This window comes from bacterium (assembly GCA_028821235.1).
GTDB lineage: Bacteria > Actinomycetota > Acidimicrobiia > Spongiisociales > Spongiisociaceae > Spongiisocius.
This window is the reverse complement of the sequence record JAPPGV010000023.1, coordinates 15046-35041: the sequence shown is the minus strand read 5'-3', so window position 1 is coordinate 35041 and position 19996 is coordinate 15046. Positions and strand designations below refer to the sequence as shown.

Below are 19996 nucleotides of genomic sequence, written 5' to 3'. Positions count from 1 at the left end.
GGGGATCCCGCCCCCAAAACCGGGGGGGCCGGTGTGGGGGTTTTCCGATATCTGGCCCCCTTCCCAATGAACTCAAGAGCACCCGGGCCGCCGCCCGCGCCGCCCCCCCCCCCCCGGGTAGTTGCCTGTCGGGACTGATCGGCGCCCGGGTCCCGCAGACCACCTCAAGAGAGAGCGACCCTCAACTCCACGAGCATATCGTGTTCGCCAGCCTGACGCCCGGCGAAACAGCTTCCAGGCCTGCTGATGGGCAGAGGGCCCGCTCCTCGAGCCGTGCGGTCCGACGTCCACAACCGGATGCCGCGGCTGCATAAGCTGCGGAACCGCGTAGCTCACCACGAACCTATCCACAACCGCGACTTGGCCAGTGACTGGCAGGCCTTGTCGAGATCGCCGGATGGATTTGCCCGGACACAAGGAAGTGGATCGGAGCCCGCAGCAGAACCATGGAGATACTCACCCAACGCCAAGAGATTCTGTAGTAGTTGAGCCGCTTGGTCGACCCTTCCCTGGTCCCTGCAACCGGCGAGCATCAGGGTGTGCTGGTGTGGCAGTGGCAACTCCGATGTCGGTGCTGTCGTCGGCACCATGAGCGGTTGACGCGGCGTCGCACAGTGGGATTCAACATCGGCGTCGGGTCGGACTACAACCGGACCGACCGATTCGACCACGCCTGCGAGTGGCGGCTAGCTGGATTTGCGAGGGAGGGGTGTGGCGATGCGGCGATGGACCTGAGCCAGCGGCTAGGCGACTAGTAAGGGAATTTGTAGCTCTTGGGGGGTGATGCCGCCGTGGTGGCCTACGTAGGGGCTCGGGAGGTGTTGGGGAAAGATGACTGTTCCGGGTGGGGCTAGGAGGGCGGCGGTGGGGAGTTCGGTGAGGGCGGGGTGTCGGGGGCCTCCGCCCAGCCATCGGCGTAGTTGGTCGGCGCTGACGAACTGGGCGTTGGTCCGGCGGGCGATCCGGTGTACCGGTTCGAGGGGTCCGGAGAACATGAGGACGCGGCCGTCGCCCCACCATGTCATGCCTTCGGTGAGGTTCTCGTCCAGGTAGATCTTGCCTTCGGGAGGGATGTCGCAGTGGCCGTGGTCGGCTGATCCGATGAGGGTGGTGTCGCTCGGGAAGGAACGTCTGAGGTGTTCCCACACCTGGCCTGTTTGGGAGAGGGCCGCGCTGTAGGCCTGCGAGCGTTGGCCGTAGGCGTGGGCGGCTGTGTCCACGGGGGCCGTGTACACGACGGTCAGGGTGCGGTCGCCGTCACCGGAAACCGCGGGCGGCCGGATGTCGAAGGGGGATGTGTATCCGTGGCGTTCGGCGCCGCGGCAGACCATGTTGCTCACCGGGGTGTCGAGGAGGTCGGTGGGTTTGAAGATCACCGTTCTCACACCGGCCGCGCTGAGGCGTTCGGGCAGGTTGGGGGTGGGGTGGAAGTCGGCCGGGTCTAGGTCGATGGGCTGTCCCGTTGCCATGTCCGCCCACTCCAGCATGTTCACGACCGTGCCGAGGGCGGGCATCCACTGGGTGTAGCCGATCACTCCGTGCTGCATGGGCGCCATTGCCGTGCCCACCGCGGACAGCCCGACTGACGTGGTGGTGGGGAACGGCGCACACAGGGCGGCTCGACGATGGCGGCGGAGGGTGGCCGCGGCGGGGTGGGAGAGTTGCAGGTCGCCGAGGCCGTCGATGATGACGAGTAGGTAGTTCCGCGTGTGGGGGATCAGCTCGGCCAGGTCGAGACGGAGGCCTCGGGTCGGGGAACGGCCGGTGAGGCGGATCTCCAGTTCGGCGGCGAGGTTCGCCAGGTTGGCGCCTTCGTAGGAGGGTATGGGGTTATCCATCGTCCTGGCCGGTCTGGTCCTTCGGGTGCTAATCGATATCCCTTGGGTCCGGCTTCGACGGTAGTCCGTCGAGAGCTACGACCGCGACTGTTCCGGTACGGTGAAGCATGAAGCCAACGCAGCAGGGTTTCAGACGGGAGGCATCATGCGGGTGTCTGAGAAGGGTCAGATCACTATTCCCAGGGGGTTGCGGGAGCGATTCGGCCTGAATCACAATGTCGAAGTGGAATTAACCCCCACAGAGCAAGGAATCCTCATCCACAAGCGGACCGCTGCCCCACATCCCGTCGAGCGGGTCTATGCCATCCTCGACCGCGGCAAGGACACCGACGACTACATGGAGGAGATCCGAGGGCGGTGAACACCGCTGTCGACGCCCGTGTCCCAATGGACGTCTCCGGAGACGTAGATAATCGGTGGCGGGTCCTGGTGGTGCTGGTGGTGTTGGCTGTGGTGGCGGCGGCCTGTGCGGGTGGGGAGGATTCCGAGCCGGTGATGCTCAGCTTGGGGTATCCGTTCGCGGCTGATCATCCGGTGCGTGTCCAGGTCCTCGACCCGTGGGCGGAGGACGTCTGGGAAGCATCGGGCAACACCGTGGCGGTGGAGTTCCATCCCGAGCAGGCTCTCAGCGCGGCGGCGGATACCTACGAGAACGTGGCCGCGGGCGGCCAGGACATCGGATGGGCACTGCAGGGGTACTCGCCGGGACGTTTCCCGGCCACCGGCGTGGTTGAGATGCCCTTCGTGTTCGGCAGCGCCGCGGAAGGAACCGCCGCACTGTGGGTCTTGTACGAGGAGTTCGAGGCCTTGCGCGGCGAGTACTCCGGCGTGAAGGTCCTGGGTCTGTGGACTACCGGTCCGGGTGACCTGTGGCTGGCGGACGGTGTCGCGTCGGCTGTGGAGGACCTGGCGGGGCTCACCCTGCGGGCGCCCAGCCCGGTACAGGCCGAGGTGATCAGAGCCCTTGGCGCCATCCCGGTGAACATGGCCGCTCCTGACATGCGGGCCGCTATCGACGCCGGCGAGATCGACGGTGTGCTGACGGTCGACACGGCCCTGGCCACCCACAACCTGACCGAAGTGATCGCGAGCGGCACCGAGTGTGGATGCTAGGTCCTCGCATCGTTCCTGGTGATGAACCTCGACACCTGGAACGGCCTGGCACCGGACCAGCAGGCAGCCATCAACGATGTGTCCGCTCGGACCGTTTCCGATGCCGCAGCCGGGTTCTATGACCGGGCCAGCATCACCGCAGCCGAGCGGAACGCAGAGGCCGGGATCATCAAGATCGTGCTCGGCGATGAGCAACTCGACGAGTGGAAACAGGCCACCCGCAGCGTGGTCGACGACTGGGTCGGCGACAACCCCGGCTTCGACGCCCGGGCCATGTATGAACGGATGCTGGAACTGGCCGCCGGCTAGCACCACGCCCTATCGTCGCTCGGGGTTCACCGGTCCTGTATCAACGCGACATTGACTGTCACGGTTGATCTTCAAACCGGATCCCGGAGGCGGGGGATCTGATCGGGTCAGGAGGTCGGGTTGGCGGCGGATCGGCCGGTGTCCTCCAGGGTCCAGTGGGTTCCGTCGGGTGTGTCCTGGAGGGTGACCCCCAGTGCGGTGAGGCCCGCCCGGATCCGGTCGGCTTCATCCCAGCGTCTGTCCGCTCGCTGGCGGTCCCTCGTCTCGACCAGCAGGTCGACGTGTCCTCCCACGCGCTCTTCCGGGTCTATCAGGCCTTCTACCGCCAATTCGGACAGCTCCAGGATCATGCCTCGCAGGGCCGCTCTCGCGGGTGTTGACCCGGTGGCGGCGAGGGTCTCAGCCTCGAGCAGGGCTCGGGCGATGTCTTCGGCCGAGCCGGAGGCCAGGGCGACGGCGAAGTCGGGCAGAGGCTCGGGGCTCGGGGTGGGTGCCGGGGCGGGGTCGCTCTGGAGGAGATCCAGCACGGTCTCGAGGGGCATGGTCGCGCCGTCGCCGAGGAAGGTGACATCGGCGCCGGTCAGGGTGACTCCTCCGGCGCCGAGCACGTCCAGCGTTCCTCTCCCGAAGTCGATGATGGCGGCGGTGTGCTCGTCCACCCCGATCACGCCCGTCCCGTCCGGGAGCTGGGCGCGCAGGATCTCGAAGCGGCGCCGGCCCATGTAGCAGCGGCTGGTGTCGAACCCCTGCCCCTCGGTGTTGTTCCAGTGGGGCACGACCACCGCCTCCAAGCCGAGGTGGGAGGCCAGGTCCAAGCCCTCCAGCCATTCCAGGTCGGTTCCTACCTTGTATATCTCGTAGACGGGGAGGGTCTTGACCCCGGCGGTCAGGGCCGCGGCGGAGGCCAGCGTCACGGTGGCGCCGCCGGAGAGCAGGTCGCGCAGGGCCGCGGCCAGCCCGGTGTCCCGCCAGACCCCGAGGGCGTAGCCCGGCGAGCCCGGTCCGGCGAACACGTAGCGGGCGTGCCGCACCGCAGCCAGCATCCGTTCCAGGGCGACCGGTCCGGCGCGGGCGGAGCGGTAGGAGGCCACTCCCGCCTCCACTACCAGGCTGGTGCGGAAGAAGCCGGTCAGCCGCTCCGACAGGATGGCGGCGTTCTCCTGGAACCCGTAGGGGGTGTCGAGCACCAGCACCTCCCGGGCGCGGGCCGCCTCGATGCCCAGGCGGTGGGCGGCCACCAGCCGGTTGGAGGTCTCTCCCGATCCCATCAGTATGAGGCGGCCGGCGCTCAACGCATCGCCTCCCCGGCCAGTTCCTCCAGCCAGCCGGCGGTGCGGCGCGGGTACTGGGCGTGGAGGTCGTGATCGGCCACCACCCGGATCAGCCTCCCTCTCGGCAGCCGTCGGACGAACCGGTCGACCGACCTGCGCCTCATTGCCCCCGCCGGCGAGGAGTCGTGGACGGCCACGACCAGCGCCGGGCACTCCACGAACGGAGCCGTTTCGGCCGGGCGGTGCTCCCACATCTCACGCAGCAGCATCAAGTGGTGCTCCCTGGCCAGGTGGGGGCGCAGGGTCCCGTCAGGAGCCGTGGCGAAGTTGGCCATCTGCCCCCTGATGCCGCTCTCGGGCCAGTCCGGGTGACCTTCCCGCAGCCTCCTCTCAAGGACGGCCGGGGTGAGGCCCTCGAACGAGGGGGGTGTCAGTTCGGCCAGAGCCGTCTCCCAGTCGGGGAAAAGGTCGCTCAGGGTGATGAAGCCCCCGTCGATGAACGCCGCCCCGGCCACCTTCCGGGGATGCCGGCGGGCCAACTCCACGACCACGTTGCCGCCCAGGGATTGTCCGGCCGCTACCACCGCCGTCTCCGGGGCGAAGACCGCTTCGATCACCGCCGCCAGGTCGTCGGCCAGGGTCGCGAAGTTGAACGGGCCATCCACCCGGTCGGATCGTCCATGGGAACGCTGATCCACCGCCGCTACGGGATAGCCGTTAGCCGCCAGGTGTCCGGCGACGTCGTCCCACAACCGGGCGTTGGACGAGAGGCCATGGACCAGCAGGAACCCGGTGCGGCGAGAACCGGGCCACACGATGGCGCTGAGTCCTGCACCGTCAGAGGCTGAGATCCGGCGGCGGGCGGGGCGCAGTCCGGCTGATCCCTGCCCCACACCCTGCCCCGGGCGGCGCATCGGGACGGCAACACATCCAAGCACGGCTTCCACCCTACCCCTGGGGCAGATCCATCCGGCCGCGGCAGTAAGCAAGGGGGATCAGGCCTCCGGGAGGGGCCGGGTGCCCCTGGCTAGGATTTCGCCAGCGAGAGCATCGGTCATGTCCGGCAGCAGCATCAGCGAGTCTTACCGTAGGGACGGCTACTACTTCCCGATCCCCGTCCTCTCGGGCGATGAGGCCCGGGAGTGCCGCCGGCGTCTGGAGGCCTTCGAGGCCGAGCACCAGGGGTTGCCCGAGAAATACCGCTTCAAGACCTACCTGGTGTGGACCTGGCTCGATCGGCTGATCCGGCATCCGCGGATCCTGGATGCCGTCGAAGCGGTCATCGGACCCGACATCCTGTGCTGGTCGACCGACTTCTTCATCAAGGAGCCGCACGATCCGGGGTTCGTGTCATGGCACCAGGACTCGACCTACTGGGGCCTGGAACCTCCGGAGGTGGTCACTGCCTGGCTGGGGCTCACCGACAGCACCACCGAGAACGGGTGCGTCCGGGTGGTGGCGGGCAGCCACCGGTGGGGCCAGATCACGCACCACGACACCTTCGGGGAGGACAACCTGCTGTCCCGAGGACAGGAGGTGATGGTGGAAGTCGACGAGAGCCAGGGTGTGGATCTCAGCCTGTCCGCCGGGGAGATCTCGCTCCATCATGTCCTGGCGGTCCACGGGTCCCGGCCGAACGCGTCATCCTATCGTCGCATCGGGATCGCGTTCCGCTACCTGCCCACCCATGTGCGCCAGACCGTGGGGATTCGGGAGTCGGCCATGCTCGTGCGGGGAGTCGACCAATACGGGCACTTCGACCTCGAGCCCCGACCGCAGGCCGACTTCGACGAGGCGGCGCTAGCGGCCCATGCCGATGCCACGGGCCGTTTCGAGAGGTTCGGAGAGACATAGCTCTCGAAACCTCGCCCTGATCAGGAGCCTTCGGTCAGACCTAGGTGGCTTTCCGAGTGTTGTAGCGGTGGTGGCGTCGGGCGTAGTCGGAGGAGATGTGGCCGTCGGCCAGGTCGGCTTCCACGGCCTGGGGGTCGCGGTCCAGGGGGTTGCCGTAGCCGCCTCCGCCGCCCGTGTAGCAGCGGACGACATCTCCAATGCGGAGGGGCATGAGGTTGGTCTTGAGGCGGCGGGTCTCCCTGGGGGTTCCGGGGTTGATTACTACCTCGGGGGGAGCTCCGGCCTTGCCTTCGAAGAGGCCCCAGGCGGGGTTGCCGGAGCGTTCGAACCAGAGGCTCATCTCGGTGTCGGTGGTCATCGTGTACTCGCGGATGATGCCGTTGCCTCCCCGCCACTTGCCGGGCCCGGCCGAGTCCTGGCGGTACCCGTACTCGGTGATCCGGGCGGGGAACTTGGACTCGAACACCTCGATGGGCATGTCGTGGAAGTTGCCCGACAGGGTCCAGATCATCCCGTCCTCCCCGTCGCGGCCCTGCGATGCTCCCCATCCGCCCACGTGCGGTTCGTTGTCGAGGAACAGGTCGTCGGTCCGAGGGTTGATGCCGGTGAACTGGAAGATCATGCCGTCGCCGTAGTGGGCGGCGGGGACCGTCTCGGCCAGGGCGGGCGAGAGGGCGGAGCAGATCAGGTCGATCATCAGGCCCAGGGGGGTGAAGTAGAACTGGCAGGCGGCCGGGGACCGGGCATGGAGGATCGATCCGGGCCGGGTCTTCACCTCCAGGGGCCGGAACGTGCCTCCGTTGACGGGGTGATGGGAGTTGAACAGGTACTTGAACGCCAAGCGGCAGGCGGACAGGGTCTGCACGGCCCCGCAGTTGATGGGGCCCTGGCCGGGTCCGTCGGCCTCGGTGAGGTCGAAGAGCAGGCGCTCGCCCTCCACGTTGATCCTGACCTTGATGCGGACCGGGTCGTCCCCCACCCCGTCGGAGTCCAGGAAGCCCTCGGCGGTGTACTCGCCGTCGGGGATGGCTCGGATGGCTTCGCGGTCGAGCTGCTCGCTCTGGCGGAATATCTCCTCGGCGGCAGCCTCCACGGTGTCCCGCCCGTAGCGGTCGAAGAGGGCTCCCAGGCGGTGCTCGCCGATCGAAGCCACCGCGAACTGGGCGGTCATGTCGCCGATGGCGGAGCGGGGGAAGCGCACGTTGGCCTCGATGATGTCCCAGATGTCCTGCACGGGCTCGCCGTTTCTCACCACCATGGTGGGGGGCAGGCGGACCCCCTCCTGGAAGATCTCGACCGAATCCATCGGCACTCCCGGGTCCTTGGCGCCGATGTCCAGCCAGTGGGCCCGGGAGGCGGCGAAGCCGGCCAGGTCGCCCTGGTAGAAGATGGGGGCGAAGACCGTAACGTCGTGCATGTGGGTGCCGGTCAGGTAGGCGTCGTTCATGATCCAGATGTCGCCCTGGCCCCATACGGACCGCCCGAACATCTCCTCGGTGGCGAGGGTGCAGGCCTCCAGGTTGCCCAGGAACAGCGGCACCCCGGAGGACTGGCCCAGCACCCGGTGCTTGCTGTCGATGAGCGCCACCGCGCAGTCCTTCGACTCGTAGATGACCGGCGTGTAGGCGGAGCGGATCAGCGCCGCGTTCATCTCCTCCGCCGCCATGATGAAGGCGTTCCGGAGGATCTCGATCGTGATCGGGTCGGGTCTCATAGCGGTAGAACTCCGATCATCAGGCAACCGTTCGCTGCCCGGCCTAGTCGGCGAGGTCAGCCGATCGATTGATGTAGGCCACAGTGGACTCTATCTCGTCCTGGATAGCGATCAACTGGGCGCGAAGTTCTGTTGTCGCCTTGGAATACTCCTCAGGGCTGCGGAAATGGGACGTCTTGTTGAGCTCGGCTGCGAGGTCGTTGAAACTCTTGGCAAGAGCTTCGTACCTGCCACGTGCGTCTTGGATCTCGTCCGCGAGGTTCAGCATGGGAGTCACCGTACCCTGAGTGTAGATCGTTAGGAAGCAGCGCGACGGGGTGGTGGCATACCCAGCTGTTGGGCGAGCGGTGTCGCTTGTAACGATCGATAAATCCCTTCCATGCATCCCCAGTTGAAGCCAATTGTGAGATTTGCGCCTTCGAAACTAGGCGATTCGCGCTCATGATCGGCCCGAATCGGTGGGCACTTAGCGGTGAATCTACATAGTGGTCGGGGCAGGCTTCCGTACTGGAGCCTGCGTCACTCGGCGGGTCGTGCTCTCATCCGTCCAGCCACTCGTCTCGCGAGATCCCGGCCTGGCGTAGGATCTGCCGGAGCAGGGGTACGCTCACTTCCTGACCGGAATGGGGGTTCGGGATTGTCAACGGAAATCCTCGCCCCGGCTGCACCATATGAGAGTGCTTCGATCCCCGTATCGGTCCTTCCCAGCCAAAGCTGCGGAGCTTCCTCAGGAGATCGCGGTGGCTAACGGGGGTTAGCCGTCGGCTCATCAGCCGAGGCTGATGCCGCCCATGGCAGGTAGCGGTGGCTGGTTACCGGTTCGCAAGTGAACCTCGGCCCAATCAGCCAGAACATCTTCGAGCTCACGGATGGCCGCCTCAGGAGTCGACCCGCTAGCCCACGCACCCTTGCAGGCCGGAACGGTAGCGAAGTAACCGGCCGGATCGCTCATGGCCTCTACCTCGGCCTGAGCGATTGCAGCCTTAGCCCATCGAGCGATTGCGGTGGTGTCATTTGCGGTTATTGCGACGGCGGTGTCAGTCGCACGGGGGTCGTGCTGCATTGATCGTCTCCAAAACCTGTGCGGTGCCAGCGAGCTGTGGTTGAGCAGCATGCTACAGCGGCGGGGCCTTGATGATCAGGCAGCCGTACTCGTCGATGGTGGCGGAGCCTTCGGGGGGGATGACGGTGGTGGCGGTGGCCTCCTCGACGATGGCGGGGCCGGCGATGGCGCATCCGGGCATCAGGTACTCGCGGTGGAACCGGGCGGTGGGATAGGAACCGGTGGCGAACAGCACCGGGGTGGTCTTGGACGGCGCGTCGGAGGGGTGGCCGGGGCGGTAGTTGGGCTGGAGGAGGGGACGTCCCACGTCGCCGAGGGCGGTGAGCCTCAGGTTGACGGTCTCGAGCGAGGCATCGGGGTTGGAGTGGCCGTAGCGGGCGCGGTAGATGTCCTCGAAGCGCCGGCGCAGGCCGGCGAGATGGCCGTTTGGGGAAGGGGAGGCGCCGTCGGGCAAGGTGACGGTGAGGGTGTGCTCCTGGCCCTGGTAGCGCATGTCGAGGCGCCGTACGAGGGAGATGGCATCGTGGCCCACGCCCTCTCCGAGCAGGCTGGAGACGGCATGCTCGCCGAGGCTGGCGAAGCGGGCCTCCATGTCGGTGGTGTCGAGGTCGGCGAAGTCCCGGAAGAAGGCCTCGCTGAAGTCCTGGCGGACCGCCGACTGCAGCATGCCCCAGGCCGAGAAGCCGCCCGGGTCGGGGGGGACGATCACCTCGGCTATGCCCAGCTCCTGGGCTAGCGCCACGGCGTGCATGGGCCCGGCGCCTCCGAAGGCCACCAGGCTGAACTCCCGGGGTTCGATGCCCCGTTCCACGGTGAGGGTGCGGATGGCCTGGGACATCTTGGCGTTGATCACCTCGATGATGCCGAGTGCGAGCTTCTCCCCGTCCAGTTCCAGCCTGGCCCCTAGATCCTCGAGGGCCTGCCGGGCCGCATCTACGTCGAGGGTGAGGTTGCCGCCCAGGAAGTAGGTGGGGTCGATCCTGCCCAGGTACAGGTTGGCGTCGGTGACGGTGGGCCGGGTCCCTCCCCTTCCGTAGCAGGCGGGGCCGGGATGGGCGCCGGCGCTCTCGGGCCCCACCCGCAGGCCCCCGGCCTGCTGGTAGGCGAGGGATCCGCCTCCGGCCCCGATGGTGTGGATGTCGACCACCGGCATGAGCACGGGCAGGCCCTCCAGCAGGGCGGAGGGGGAGCTGTCGGCATGGCCGGCGGTGATCAGGCTCACGTCGAAGCTGGTGCCACCCAGGTCGATGCAGATCAGGTTGGGCCGGTCCAGGACCTCGGCGAGCGCCACGCCTCCGGCCGCGCCTCCCACCGGGCCGGACAGGAGGGTCTGGAGCGGACGTTCGGAGGCGGAGCGGGCGGAGATGACTCCCCCGTTGGACTGCATCACCCGCAGCGGGGCCTCCATCCCTCGGCCGGTGAGGCGGGTGGAGAGGTCGGCCATGTAGCGGGACACGGAGGGGGCGATGTAGGCGTCCATGACCGCCGACGCGGTCCGCTCGTACTCCCGCCACTCGGCCGCCACCTGGTAGGACAGGGAGACGGACACCTCGGGCAGCAGCTCCGCCAGAATCTCGCCCGCGGCCAGCTCGTGGGAGGGGTCGACGTAGGAGAACAGGAAGGCCACCGCCACGGAGCGGACATTCTCGGAGCGGATGCGCTCGGCCGCCCGGCGGAGGTCTTCATGGTCGAGGGGGATTAGCTCGTTGCCGTCGCTGTCCAGCCGTCCCCCGACGGGGATGATGTCGCGGCGGGGGATAAGGGGGACGGGCTTGCGGTAGCGGATGTTGAACATGTCGAGGCGGTTGCCCCGGGCCACGTGGTAGATGTCGCTGGCGCCTTTGGTGGCCAGGAGGATGACCCGCTCTCCCCTACGTTGCAGGAAGGCGTTGAGGCCCACCGTGGAGCCGTGCACGAAGGACTCGACTCCCGACGGGTCGTCGACCACCAGAGCGAGGGCGTCCATGACCCCTCCGGCCAGGTCATCACTGCGGCTGGGGGCCTTGGCGGTGGTGTACCTGCCGAGGTCCGGGTCGTACGCCACCACGTCGGTGAAGGTGCCGCCGATGTCGGTTGCTACCCGTAGCTTCAAGTCCGCTTCCAGCAGGCGACGCGGTGTTGGGCGCCGATGTCCACCAGCACCTGGGGGGTGTCGGCGCAGACGTCCTCGGCGATCGGGCACCTCCCGTAGAGGGGGCAGCCCGGGGCCCGGTCCAGGGCGGAGGGCTGCTCGCCGACCAGGTAGACGTGGTCGGTCTTGTGGGAGGGGTCGGGACGGGGGGCGGCCCGCAGCAGCGCCTCGGTGTAGGGGTGGCGGGGCGAGGCGAATATCTCGGCGGCGGGGCCCGACTCCACCACCTTGCCCAGGTACATGACGGCCAGGTCGTGGGCGATGTAGCGGACCACCGACAGGTCGTGGGAGATGAACAGGTAGGAGATGTCCATCTCCTCCTGGAGCGACTGGAGCAGGAGGAGGATCTGGGACTGGACCGACATGTCCAGCGATGAGGTGGGCTCGTCGAGCACCACCAGGGCGGGCTCGGTGACCATGGCCCGGGCGATGCCCACCCGCTGGGCCTGGCCTCCGGAGAGCTCGTGGGGGTAGCGGCGGGCGTGCTCGGGGCTGAGGCCCACCCGCTCCAGCATCTCTGCCACCCGCCCGGATGCCTGCTTCATGGTGAGGTCCTCGTGCAGCAGCAGCGGCTCGGCCACGGTACGGCCCACCGTCTGCCAGGGCGAGAGGGAGTCGTAGGGGTCCTGGAAGACGATCTGCATCCGGCCCCGCACGTCCTCCAGCTCGGCGCCTTCCATGGCGGTGATGTCGGCGTCCTCGAGGAGCACCGTCCCCTCGGTGGGCTCCAGGAGGCGGAGGATGAGGCGGGCCAGCGTGGTCTTGCCCGATCCGGACTCGCCCACCACGGCCAGGGTGCGCCCGGGCGCGATGGAGAGGGTGACGTCGTCGACCGCCTTGAGGTCGGCGTGGCGGAAGCCTCTCGTCCTGATCCGGAAGACCTTGGTGAGGTCCCTGATCGCCAGGGTGTCGGCGGCCGCGGTCATCGCGGGACCTCGCCGGCGTTGACGGGATGGTGGCAGAAGGCGATCTGGCCGTCCCGGTCGATGCGGGGCGGCTCCACGTCGAAGCAGCCGGGCCCGGCCCGGAAGCAGCGGGGGGCGAAGGCGCAGGCGGCCAGCTCATCGCCAGGGTTTGGGACCCTCCCCGGGATCTCCCGGGGAGTGCCGCCCGAGTCGAGGGAGGTGGCGATGGACACCAGCCGGTTGGCGTAGGGATGCAGGGCCTCGCGGTAGATCTCGGTGGTGGTGCCCAGGTTCACCACCCGCCCCGCGTACATGACCGCCACCCGGTCGCACACGTCGGCCACCACCCCCAGATCGTGGGTGATCAGCATGCCGGCCGCGTTGCGCTCGGTGATCAGCTCGCCCAGCAGCCGGAGTATCTCGGCCTGGATGGTCACGTCGAGGCCGGTGGTGGGCTCGTCGGCGATGATCAGATCGGGCTCGCCGGCCAGGGCGATGGCGATGCAGACCCGCTGGCACATCCCGCCTGACAGCTCGTGGGGGAACGACCGGTACACCCGCTCGGGGTCGGTGATGCGCACCGAGCGCAACAGGCCGAGGGCCTCGTCCTTCGCCTCCCGCCTGCCCATGTCCCGGAGGCGGCGGAGCGTGGCGGACAGCTGGTTGCCGACCCGGAACACCGGGTTGAGGCTGCCGCGGGGCCGCTGGGGCACGAAGCCGATCCGGTGGCCGCGGGCCTCCTGGCGGGCCTTCGGAGGGATGAAGTCCTGCCCGGCGAACGTGCAGGACGCGAAGTCGACCGTGGCGGCGGCGGGGAGCAGGTCGAGGACGGAGCGGGCGGTCATGGACTTGCCGGCCCCGGTCTCGCCCACCACGCCGAGTATCTCCCCCGGCCTGACCTCCATGTCCACGCCGCGGAGGATGGGCAGACCGCCGATCCCCACCTCGAGGCCCCGGACTTCGAGGAGGGCGCTCATCGTGACTTCCTCCGGGTGGGCTCCACGAGGTCGGCCACCGACTCACCGATCAGGCTCAGGGAGAACACGGTTATGGCGATGGCGATTCCGGGGAAGACCGGGATCCACCAGCTGCCTCCCCTCCTCATCTCGGGTATGCCCTCCGCGATCATCGCCCCCCACTCGGGCTCGGGAAGCGGTACGCCCAGGCCGATGAAGCCGAGGGCGGCGGCGAGCAGGATCGCCCAGCCGCAGCTGACCGCCGCCTGGGTGACCACCGTGCCGACCGTCCCGGGGGCGATGTAACGCACCAGGATCTTGGACCGGGAGTTGCCCACCGCCCGGCCCGCCTCCACATAGGCGTGCTCCCGGAGCGAGCGGACCTCGGCCCGCACCAGGCGGACGAAGGTGGGCACGCCCACGATCCCGATCACGAGGATCAGGTTGCGGACTCCCTGACCCAGGGCGGCCAGCACGCCGATCGCCAGCACGAGGGCCGGGAAGGCCTGGATCACGTCCAGAAAGCGCATGGTCACCGAGTCGCCCCAACCGCCCACGTAACCGACCAGCAACCCGATCGGGTGGCCGATGGCGATGGAGAGGGCAACAGCGGAGACCGCGATCAGCAGGTCGTGGCGGGCGGCGTAGACGACCCGGGCGAAGACGTCGAAACCGAGGCTGGCGGTTCCGAACCAGTGATCCGCCGACGGCGGCACGAACTGGTTGGTCAGGTCGATGGCGAGCGGATCGTTGCGGGCGATGAGCGGCGCGAAGACGGCCACGGCCACCATGAACCCGAACATGGTCAGGCCGATTATGAGCCGCGCGTCGTACCTGCGGGTGGTCATTTCAGCCTCACCCGCGGGTCGATCACCGACTGGACCAGGTCGACGATCAGGAACGCGACCGTGTAGGTGACGGCGGACAGCAGGACGTAGGCCTGGATGGCCGGGTAGTCGGTGTTGACCAGGGAGTTGTAGCCGTACAGGCCCACTCCCGGCCAGGAAAACACCCTCTCCACCAGCACCGCCCCGCCGATCATGTACCCGGCGATCAGTCCGGTCATGGTCACCGCGCCCGGCAGCGCATTGCGGAGAACGTACTTCAGGTAGAGCGGCGCCCCCCGCAGGCCGGCGGCGCGGCCGAAGGCTATGTAGTCGGAGTTGAGTACCGACAGGGTGGCGTTGCGGGTGAGCCGCAGGATGGGGGCGACGGCCGGGAACCCGATCGCCACCATGGGCAGGAGCAGGTGCTTGAGCGCCGTCCGGAACGTCTCCCAGTCGCCGGCCACCAGTGAGTCGACGAGGTACAGGCCGGTGGGGCCGTCGGGGAGCTCCGCGCCGATCGGCAACCGTCCCACCGGTCCCGGTAGCCATTGGAGGACTATGAAGAAGACCAGCAGGAGGATCATGGCCAGCCAGAAGTCGGGGACCGCTACCCCCAGGGTCGAGATGAAACGGCAGAACTTGTCCAGCAGCTTGCCCTTGCGCACCGCCGCCCAAACCCCTAGAGGCAGGGCCACCAGCAGGGCGAACAGCATTCCGGCGGCCACCATCTCGAGGGTCGCCGGCAGCCTGGCGCCCACGTCCTCGGCAACAGAGAACCCCGTGCGGATCGAGTCACCGAGGTCGCCACGTATCAAGCCGCCCTTCCCGGATCCCCCCAGGCAGGTGTCGCCGATCATGTAGACGCAGTACTGCTGGGGTAGGGAGCGGTCCAGTCCCAGACGTGCCCGGATGGCCTCCACCTGGGCCTCGGAAGCGTTGATGCCGGCGTACTGGCGGGCCGGGTCCCCGGGCAGGGCATGGGAGACGATGAAGGCGAGCAGGGTGACCCCGATCAGGATCGGGATGAGGGCTGCCAGCCTCCGGATCACGTAAGAGAGCATCTTCTCCTAGCCCCGTGCCTTCTCCTTTTATTACAGCACCGGTCCCCCAAAAAGGGGAAAGCCGCCGGGCCAGCGTACCGGCCCGGCGGCTTGTCCGTTGTTCCTCGGGTTACTACCGGGTGATCAGGCCGACTTGGTCACGTAGTAGTAACGGTTGATCTGATCGGGTCTCCAGATGAATCCCTGGACGTCCTGGCTGGACGCCACGATGTGATGCGGCTCGGCCAGCCACACCGCGGGGGCGTCGGCCAGCATCAGCGCCTGCACGTCGTGGTAGAGCTGGGCCCTCGCCGGATCGGCCGGGCTCAGGAACTTGGCGGCGATCAGCTTCTCCGTGACCTCCGGGTTCTCGTAGTTGCTCCGCATGGCGAAGGCGTTGGGCTCCCAGAACAGCTCCATGTGGTACTGGGGCTCGTTCACCCACGAACCGGACCCGAAGTAGAACAGGAAGAACTCCATCGGGTTGATCCGTACGTCGCCGTCCTGGGCGAACACGTTGTCGCGGAACTGACCGGAGTCGAGCCTCACGATGTTCACGTCCACCCCGATCTGGGCCAGAGAGGCCTGGACCACGATCGCCAGCTCGGGCGCGAATGCCAGCGTTCCGTCTATGTAGAGGTCCAGAGTCCGGCCGTCGTATGACGAGGCGGCCAGCAGCTCGCGGGCCTTGTCCAGATCCTGGCTGTAGAACGGAGCGTCCGGGTTGTACGAGGGAGTGGTCGAGGGGATCGGCCCACCACCCCGGCTCGCCGCACCGAAGTAGACGCCTTCCAGCACGTCATCGTACGGGTAGGCGTAGGAGATCGCCTGCCGGAAGTTCACGTCGTCGAACGGCTCCTTGGTGGGGTTCATGTACATGACGGCCTGGTTGTTACCGCCGACCGTGGTGACCTTCACGCCCTGGTCGCGGAGGTCGGGGATGGCGGTGACCGGCACTGCCTCGGCGAAGTCGATCTCACCGGCGGTCAGCAGGGCTGCCTGCTGGGCTGCGTCGGGGATCACCCGCAGGATGATCCGCTCCGCCTGGGCCGGGCCGAGGTAGTAGTCGTCATTGCGCTTGAGCACGATCTCGACGCCCGGTTCCAGCTTCTCCAGGTAGAAGGGGCCGGTCCCGACGTCGTTGGTCTTCAGGTACTCGTGTGCCCACGGGTCGTCGTCGGTCGCGTGGGCCATCAACACCTCGGAGTCGTAGACGGTGACTCCGGCGTTGGACAGCACGTGCAACGGGAACGGGGTGGGCTTGTTGAAGTCGAAACGGATGTGGTAGTCGTCGATGACCGTGATGGCGGTCTCGATGTCGGACTCCGAACCGAAGTCGTAGAGGCCGATCACCGCATGGTCGAACCAGCCGCCCCCGTCCAGGTAGGCCGCCCGCAGGAAGCTCCACCGGACGTCCTCGGCGGTCATCTCGTTACCCGTGTGGTGGAACTTCACACCCTGGCGAAGGGTGAAGATCACCGAGGTGCAGTCCTCGTTGAAGTCCCAACTCTCTGCCAGCAGACCCTGGGGTCGGGTGGAGTCGGCCACCAGCACGCCGTCGGCGTTCGGCACCAGATGGAAGGTGGTGAGCTGGTCGTACATGTTGGCGACCATCTCAGAGGCGCGAGCCTCGAAGTTACGCCGCGGGTCGATGGTGGAGACATCACCGCTGATGGCCCGGACGATGGTCATGCCGTCAACCGGAGCGACACCTCTGGGCGGAGCTGCCTCGGGCTCGGGGGCGCAACTGCCCTCGCCGCCGGCCAGCTCGATTCCCGTCAGCTGGGTGGTGGTCGTCACCTCTGCGGCCGTTGTGGTCGTCTCTTCCACCATGGCGGCCGTTGTGGTCGTCTCCTCCGCCATGGCGGCCGTGGTGGCAGTTGTGGCGGCTGCGGTGGTGGGGGCGGCCGCGGGTTCGGGGTCATCCCCTCCGCAGGCGGCCGCTACTAGCGCCATCGCCAGAAGGGCTGCTACCCACACACGAGATCTGATCATGTTTCCATCCTTGCTTTCGCTCGCTTTTCGGTCTCGGCAGGTGGTCGCGTCCGCGGTCGGGTCACCTGCGCTTAGAGCGCCGTTAACCATAGCGAAGGGGCGCGAAAACGGCATATGCTGGGGCGCGATAGGAAGGCAAGATCCGCCGGGCTATGAAAGTGTCGGTGTTGGTACCCCTGCGAGACGGCTCGGCGTAGGACCTTGAGAAGGATTGTGATCCCTTGGGGTGGTCTGCCGGAGACCCGTCTGCATTGAGGTTGACCCGCTCCGGCGGACACAACCGACTGGACGTCTACGGCTCCAAGCCGGCAACCACGAACACGAGCACCCGCTGCACCCAGTTGGCCTCGTAGTTGCGCGCAGGCAGCGCCTCCATGGGCTGTGCGCGACCCGCGGAGTCGACGGCCCTGACCATGAAGTCCAGCGGACCCACTTCATCCGCCTCGTGCGTCAGGCTCCAAGCCCTCCAACTGTACGGCCGCACCTCATCGCCGAGTTCGGTGGGTTGCCAGCTCTGGCCACCGTCAAAGCTGATATCCACGCTGGTCACGTCACGTTGACCCGCCCATGCTAACCCCGAGATGGGTATGTCCCCGAGGAGGATCCGCTGACCATTCGAAGGGGACAGGACCAACGACTTCACTCCCATCTCGCGTACTCGCCGTCCGGCTTGCAAGCCCGCATCCGTCCACTGGGCCCTGTACTTGTGATCGTCGTAGAAATGGCCGAGCGGTGTGGTTCTTGCCTCGATAGACCTGAGCCACTTCACCGAATCCATGCCGTACCAGCCCGGCACTATCAACCGGACCGGGAACCCATGCTCTCGAGGTAGGGGCTCACCGTTCATCTCGTAGACGAGCAGCGTATCGCCGTCAAGAACCTTGGCTCTGGGAATGCTCCTTGTGTAGCAGTCGATCGGGACCGGCTCGTCGGGATCCTCACCGCCGTCATAGCCTCGAAAGACGAACTCCGTGACCTCCGGTGGGATCTCGTCCTCGAACAAGGCCGTGACCGGAACGCCTCGCCAGACTGCCGTCCCCACCATGGTCCTCATATGGTGTTGCTGCCGGTCGGCACCCCTGCCGTAACCTCCATTGCCCGCACACTCCAGGGTCACGGTCAGGGACTTTGACGGCAGGTCTCTGAGGTCGGCGAGCGAGACGGCCGTGTCCTGGACACCGACTCCCGTAAGATGCAGCCGCCACTCATCATCAGAGAGTGCCGGCCGGTTGACAAAGTGGTCCCTGACAAAGAACAGGTGATTCGGAGTGATGAACTCGCCCAGTTGTGACACCCGCGGCTGGCTGAGTTCTGCCCTCACCCGAGAGACCATCAAGCCGTCGCTGGAGCTAGTAGACATCCAGAGAGCCTCCATGCATGGCGATCATGCCATGCCGGATGGTCCACAGGGCTAGCTCTGCGATCCCGTCGGCTGAGATGGAGTCAGCCCGACGCTCCCGGTACTCCTCACGCTCCTCGGCGGTCAACATCGGAGTGGCGAAATCGGTGTCTACGAGGCCGGGACTTATCGCCACGATCCTGAAGGAGTCGTCCTTGAAGTCCCGGGCCACCTGCTTGCACAGCCCCAGCAGACCGGCCTTCGCGACGCTGTAGGCGAACCTATCCGTGGCGCCGAGAGCGCCTGCTCCGGACGCTATGTGGATGATCCCGGCCCACGAACATGCTCCTGACCGGAGCAGGCGAACGAGTCCCTGGGTGATGAGGTAGGCCGATCGTAGGTTGATGTTGATGACCCGATCGAACTCCTCGGGCGTCACGTCCGCAACCGTGCCCCGACTTGGCACTCCCACGGCATCGACAACCGCTACGCGACCACCGTTCGCGTGGCGGAGGGCGTCCGAGAGCCCCTTCTCCACTTCAACCGGATCGCATGCGTCCAGTTCACGGACCTCGAACTCGTCATCGATCCGTGGGAACTTGTCGTAGCCGATGACCCGGAAGCCTTGATTCCGGGCCAGTCGGGTAACCGCCCTGCCCATACCGCCTGCTGCGCCGAATACGACGATGAGGTCGGGGGTGATAACCATCTCAACTCCTCGAGGCCGGAGTCCGCGTTCAGATGAGGGAGCCCGCTCCGGCGCGATTGCGAAGCACGTTCAGGAGTTCTACGTCCACCGAGTCGCCGTGAAAGCGTCCGGACAGGTACTCGTCGATGGCCCACACTTCCAAGGCAGCAACCACCGCATCGTCGGCAGACGTCTCCGACGGATATCCGATCCGGTCCAGCAGCACCGCGATCTCACCCAACACGTCTCCCTCGAGTGGAATCGCGCCCGGCCCATCACTCTGAACCAGGTGAACCGCTCGGATATCGGAGAGGCGTATCAATTCGATCACCGGATCGTGGTGGTCATCGACCCTGAGGTTCGTGTACTCGTCGCTGGCGCCTTCTTCGTAGGCGCCCGCTTCGGTAACGATCAGGATCGCAGAACTCTGGCGCCCTCTCCTGTCGCCACCGGCGCGATCGCCGGCTAGCAGCGCCGCGAGCATCCGGCGCTCGAGTTCGTCCGACTCGTCAGTTGCCAGCCAAGCCCTTTCCATCGCGGCGACCACACCCGGGCCGGAAAGGAAGTTCCCTTGGATGGCATAGTTTTCACCCACCACATGGCCGGCCCAACCGTTGCAGTCCTCTCCGGTATGGCTGCTGGCCCGCCCCATCGCGTCCACAACCCCGAGCTGCCGGTACTGTCGATGTTCGTCGTCTTGCACCAGACTTCTCACGACTTCCTCTGCTGAGACCCCGGAGCTAAGTAGGGCGAGCCCGCGTTCCCGGTATGTGAGATTGCATTTGGCCTGGGTTGCGATCGCACCCACGTTCACTTTGGCGGCAGGTACGGCTCGTCCGACTGCTAGACATCTCGAGGCCACCGCAGACCCCCACCATGCACCGTCTGCGCTGCGAGCCACTATCGAAAACGTCACCGCTTCGACGGTAGCACGGCTGGACGTTGCCAGCTTT

Annotated in this window: 18 protein-coding genes and 1 pseudogene; 3 read left to right on the top strand and 16 right to left on the bottom strand. The window is 67.0% G+C overall.

Annotated features, from left to right (window positions below; translation table 11 throughout):
* Positions 1 to 743 precede the first annotated feature (743 nt).
* Positions 744 to 1838, bottom strand: a complete 1095-nt coding sequence (locus tag OXK16_02620; GenBank protein MDE0374841.1) for an alkaline phosphatase family protein — start codon at positions 1836 to 1838, stop codon at positions 744 to 746.
* A 145-nt stretch (positions 1839 to 1983) separates the two neighbouring features.
* Between OXK16_02620 and OXK16_02615 the strand changes: the two genes are divergently transcribed.
* Positions 1984 to 2199: an AbrB/MazE/SpoVT family DNA-binding domain-containing protein gene (locus OXK16_02615; GenBank protein ID MDE0374840.1), complete on the top strand. Its 216-nt coding sequence runs from the start codon at positions 1984 to 1986 to the stop codon at positions 2197 to 2199.
* Between the two features lie 134 nt (positions 2200 to 2333).
* Positions 2334 to 3260: pseudogene (locus OXK16_02610) on the top strand (TRAP transporter substrate-binding protein).
* Between the two features lie 107 nt (positions 3261 to 3367).
* Here OXK16_02610 and OXK16_02605 read toward each other — a convergent pair.
* Together OXK16_02605 and OXK16_02600 are read right to left on the bottom strand one after the other, a co-directional pair.
* Positions 3368 to 4552, bottom strand: a complete 1185-nt coding sequence (locus OXK16_02605; GenBank protein MDE0374839.1) for a hypothetical protein — start codon at positions 4550 to 4552, stop codon at positions 3368 to 3370.
* Positions 4549 to 5469 carry an alpha/beta fold hydrolase gene (locus OXK16_02600; protein MDE0374838.1) on the bottom strand — a complete coding sequence of 307 codons (921 nt, stop codon included), beginning with the start codon at positions 5467 to 5469 and terminating at the stop codon, positions 4549 to 4551. The genes OXK16_02605 and OXK16_02600 overlap by 4 nt, the downstream gene beginning before the upstream one ends.
* Positions 5470 to 5587: 118 nt before the next feature.
* Here OXK16_02600 and OXK16_02595 point away from each other — a divergent pair, with 118 nt between their 5' ends.
* The gene (locus OXK16_02595) at positions 5588 to 6385 is read left to right on the top strand and encodes a phytanoyl-CoA dioxygenase family protein (protein MDE0374837.1); all 798 of its coding nucleotides are present in this window, start codon (positions 5588 to 5590) and stop codon (positions 6383 to 6385) included.
* A gap of 40 nt (positions 6386 to 6425) precedes the next feature.
* On the opposite strand, the gene OXK16_02590 is transcribed toward OXK16_02595, so the two are convergent.
* From OXK16_02590 to OXK16_02530, 13 genes are all read right to left on the bottom strand, one after another.
* Complete coding sequence (locus tag OXK16_02590; GenBank protein MDE0374836.1) at positions 6426 to 8099, bottom strand: hydantoinase B/oxoprolinase family protein; 1674 nt, start codon at positions 8097 to 8099, stop codon at positions 6426 to 6428.
* A 43-nt stretch (positions 8100 to 8142) separates the two neighbouring features.
* Positions 8143 to 8367, bottom strand: a complete 225-nt coding sequence (locus OXK16_02585) for a hypothetical protein (protein MDE0374835.1) — start codon at positions 8365 to 8367, stop codon at positions 8143 to 8145.
* A 271-nt stretch (positions 8368 to 8638) separates the two neighbouring features.
* The gene (locus tag OXK16_02580) at positions 8639 to 8869 is read right to left on the bottom strand and encodes a type II toxin-antitoxin system HicA family toxin (protein ID MDE0374834.1); all 231 of its coding nucleotides are present in this window, start codon (positions 8867 to 8869) and stop codon (positions 8639 to 8641) included.
* On the bottom strand, positions 8869 to 9051 hold the full coding sequence (locus OXK16_02575; protein ID MDE0374833.1) for a type II toxin-antitoxin system HicB family antitoxin: 183 nt from the start codon (positions 9049 to 9051) through the stop codon (positions 8869 to 8871). The genes OXK16_02580 and OXK16_02575 overlap by 1 nt, the downstream gene beginning before the upstream one ends.
* Positions 9052 to 9214: 163 nt before the next feature.
* Positions 9215 to 11254 (bottom strand): hydantoinase/oxoprolinase family protein, encoded by a 2040-nt coding sequence (locus OXK16_02570; protein MDE0374832.1) that lies wholly within the window; start codon positions 11252 to 11254, stop codon positions 9215 to 9217.
* Entirely contained in the window at positions 11251 to 12219 is a 969-nt protein-coding gene (locus OXK16_02565; protein ID MDE0374831.1) for an ATP-binding cassette domain-containing protein, read from the bottom strand. The genes OXK16_02570 and OXK16_02565 overlap by 4 nt, the downstream gene beginning before the upstream one ends.
* Positions 12216 to 13175, bottom strand: coding sequence for an ABC transporter ATP-binding protein (locus OXK16_02560; GenBank protein MDE0374830.1), 960 nt, complete (start codon positions 13173 to 13175; stop codon positions 12216 to 12218). Before OXK16_02560 ends, OXK16_02565 begins: the two co-directional genes overlap by 4 nt.
* Positions 13172 to 14002 (bottom strand): ABC transporter permease, encoded by an 831-nt coding sequence (locus OXK16_02555; GenBank protein ID MDE0374829.1) that lies wholly within the window; start codon positions 14000 to 14002, stop codon positions 13172 to 13174. Before OXK16_02555 ends, OXK16_02560 begins: the two co-directional genes overlap by 4 nt.
* On the bottom strand, positions 13999 to 15042 hold the full coding sequence (locus tag OXK16_02550; GenBank protein ID MDE0374828.1) for an ABC transporter permease: 1044 nt from the start codon (positions 15040 to 15042) through the stop codon (positions 13999 to 14001). The genes OXK16_02555 and OXK16_02550 overlap by 4 nt, the downstream gene beginning before the upstream one ends.
* 123 nt (positions 15043 to 15165) lie before the next feature.
* Positions 15166 to 17016: an ABC transporter substrate-binding protein gene (locus OXK16_02545; protein MDE0374827.1), complete on the bottom strand. Its 1851-nt coding sequence runs from the start codon at positions 17014 to 17016 to the stop codon at positions 15166 to 15168.
* Between the two features lie 292 nt (positions 17017 to 17308).
* Positions 17309 to 18376 (bottom strand): sulfite oxidase, encoded by a 1068-nt coding sequence (locus tag OXK16_02540; protein ID MDE0374826.1) that lies wholly within the window; start codon positions 18374 to 18376, stop codon positions 17309 to 17311.
* On the bottom strand, positions 18366 to 19064 hold the full coding sequence (locus OXK16_02535) for an SDR family NAD(P)-dependent oxidoreductase (protein ID MDE0374825.1): 699 nt from the start codon (positions 19062 to 19064) through the stop codon (positions 18366 to 18368). The genes OXK16_02540 and OXK16_02535 overlap by 11 nt, the downstream gene beginning before the upstream one ends.
* A 28-nt stretch (positions 19065 to 19092) precedes the next feature.
* Positions 19093 to 19944, bottom strand: coding sequence for a DUF1028 domain-containing protein (locus tag OXK16_02530; GenBank protein ID MDE0374824.1), 852 nt, complete (start codon positions 19942 to 19944; stop codon positions 19093 to 19095).
* Positions 19945 to 19996: the final 52 nt, after the last annotated feature.

Coding starts and splice junctions, on each gene's coding strand:
- OXK16_02580 (MDE0374834.1), bottom strand. CDS start 8,869: ATGAGCCGACGGCTAACCCCCGTTAGCCACCGCGATCTCCTGAGGAAG.
- OXK16_02560 (MDE0374830.1), bottom strand. CDS start 13,175: ATGAGCGCCCTCCTCGAAGTCCGGGGCCTCGAGGTGGGGATCGGCGGT.
- OXK16_02545 (MDE0374827.1), bottom strand. CDS start 17,016: ATGATCAGATCTCGTGTGTGGGTAGCAGCCCTTCTGGCGATGGCGCTA.
- OXK16_02565 (MDE0374831.1), bottom strand. CDS start 12,219: ATGACCGCGGCCGCCGACACCCTGGCGATCAGGGACCTCACCAAGGTC.
- OXK16_02595 (MDE0374837.1), top strand. CDS start 5,588: ATGTCCGGCAGCAGCATCAGCGAGTCTTACCGTAGGGACGGCTACTAC.
- OXK16_02575 (MDE0374833.1), bottom strand. CDS start 9,051: ATGAGCGATCCGGCCGGTTACTTCGCTACCGTTCCGGCCTGCAAGGGT.
- OXK16_02585 (MDE0374835.1), bottom strand. CDS start 8,367: ATGCTGAACCTCGCGGACGAGATCCAAGACGCACGTGGCAGGTACGAA.
- OXK16_02535 (MDE0374825.1), bottom strand. CDS start 19,064: ATGGTTATCACCCCCGACCTCATCGTCGTATTCGGCGCAGCAGGCGGT.
- OXK16_02540 (MDE0374826.1), bottom strand. CDS start 18,376: ATGTCTACTAGCTCCAGCGACGGCTTGATGGTCTCTCGGGTGAGGGCA.
- OXK16_02590 (MDE0374836.1), bottom strand. CDS start 8,099: ATGAGACCCGACCCGATCACGATCGAGATCCTCCGGAACGCCTTCATC.
- OXK16_02550 (MDE0374828.1), bottom strand. CDS start 15,042: ATGCTCTCTTACGTGATCCGGAGGCTGGCAGCCCTCATCCCGATCCTG.
- OXK16_02555 (MDE0374829.1), bottom strand. CDS start 14,002: ATGACCACCCGCAGGTACGACGCGCGGCTCATAATCGGCCTGACCATG.
- OXK16_02615 (MDE0374840.1), top strand. CDS start 1,984: ATGCGGGTGTCTGAGAAGGGTCAGATCACTATTCCCAGGGGGTTGCGG.
- OXK16_02620 (MDE0374841.1), bottom strand. CDS start 1,838: ATGGATAACCCCATACCCTCCTACGAAGGCGCCAACCTGGCGAACCTC.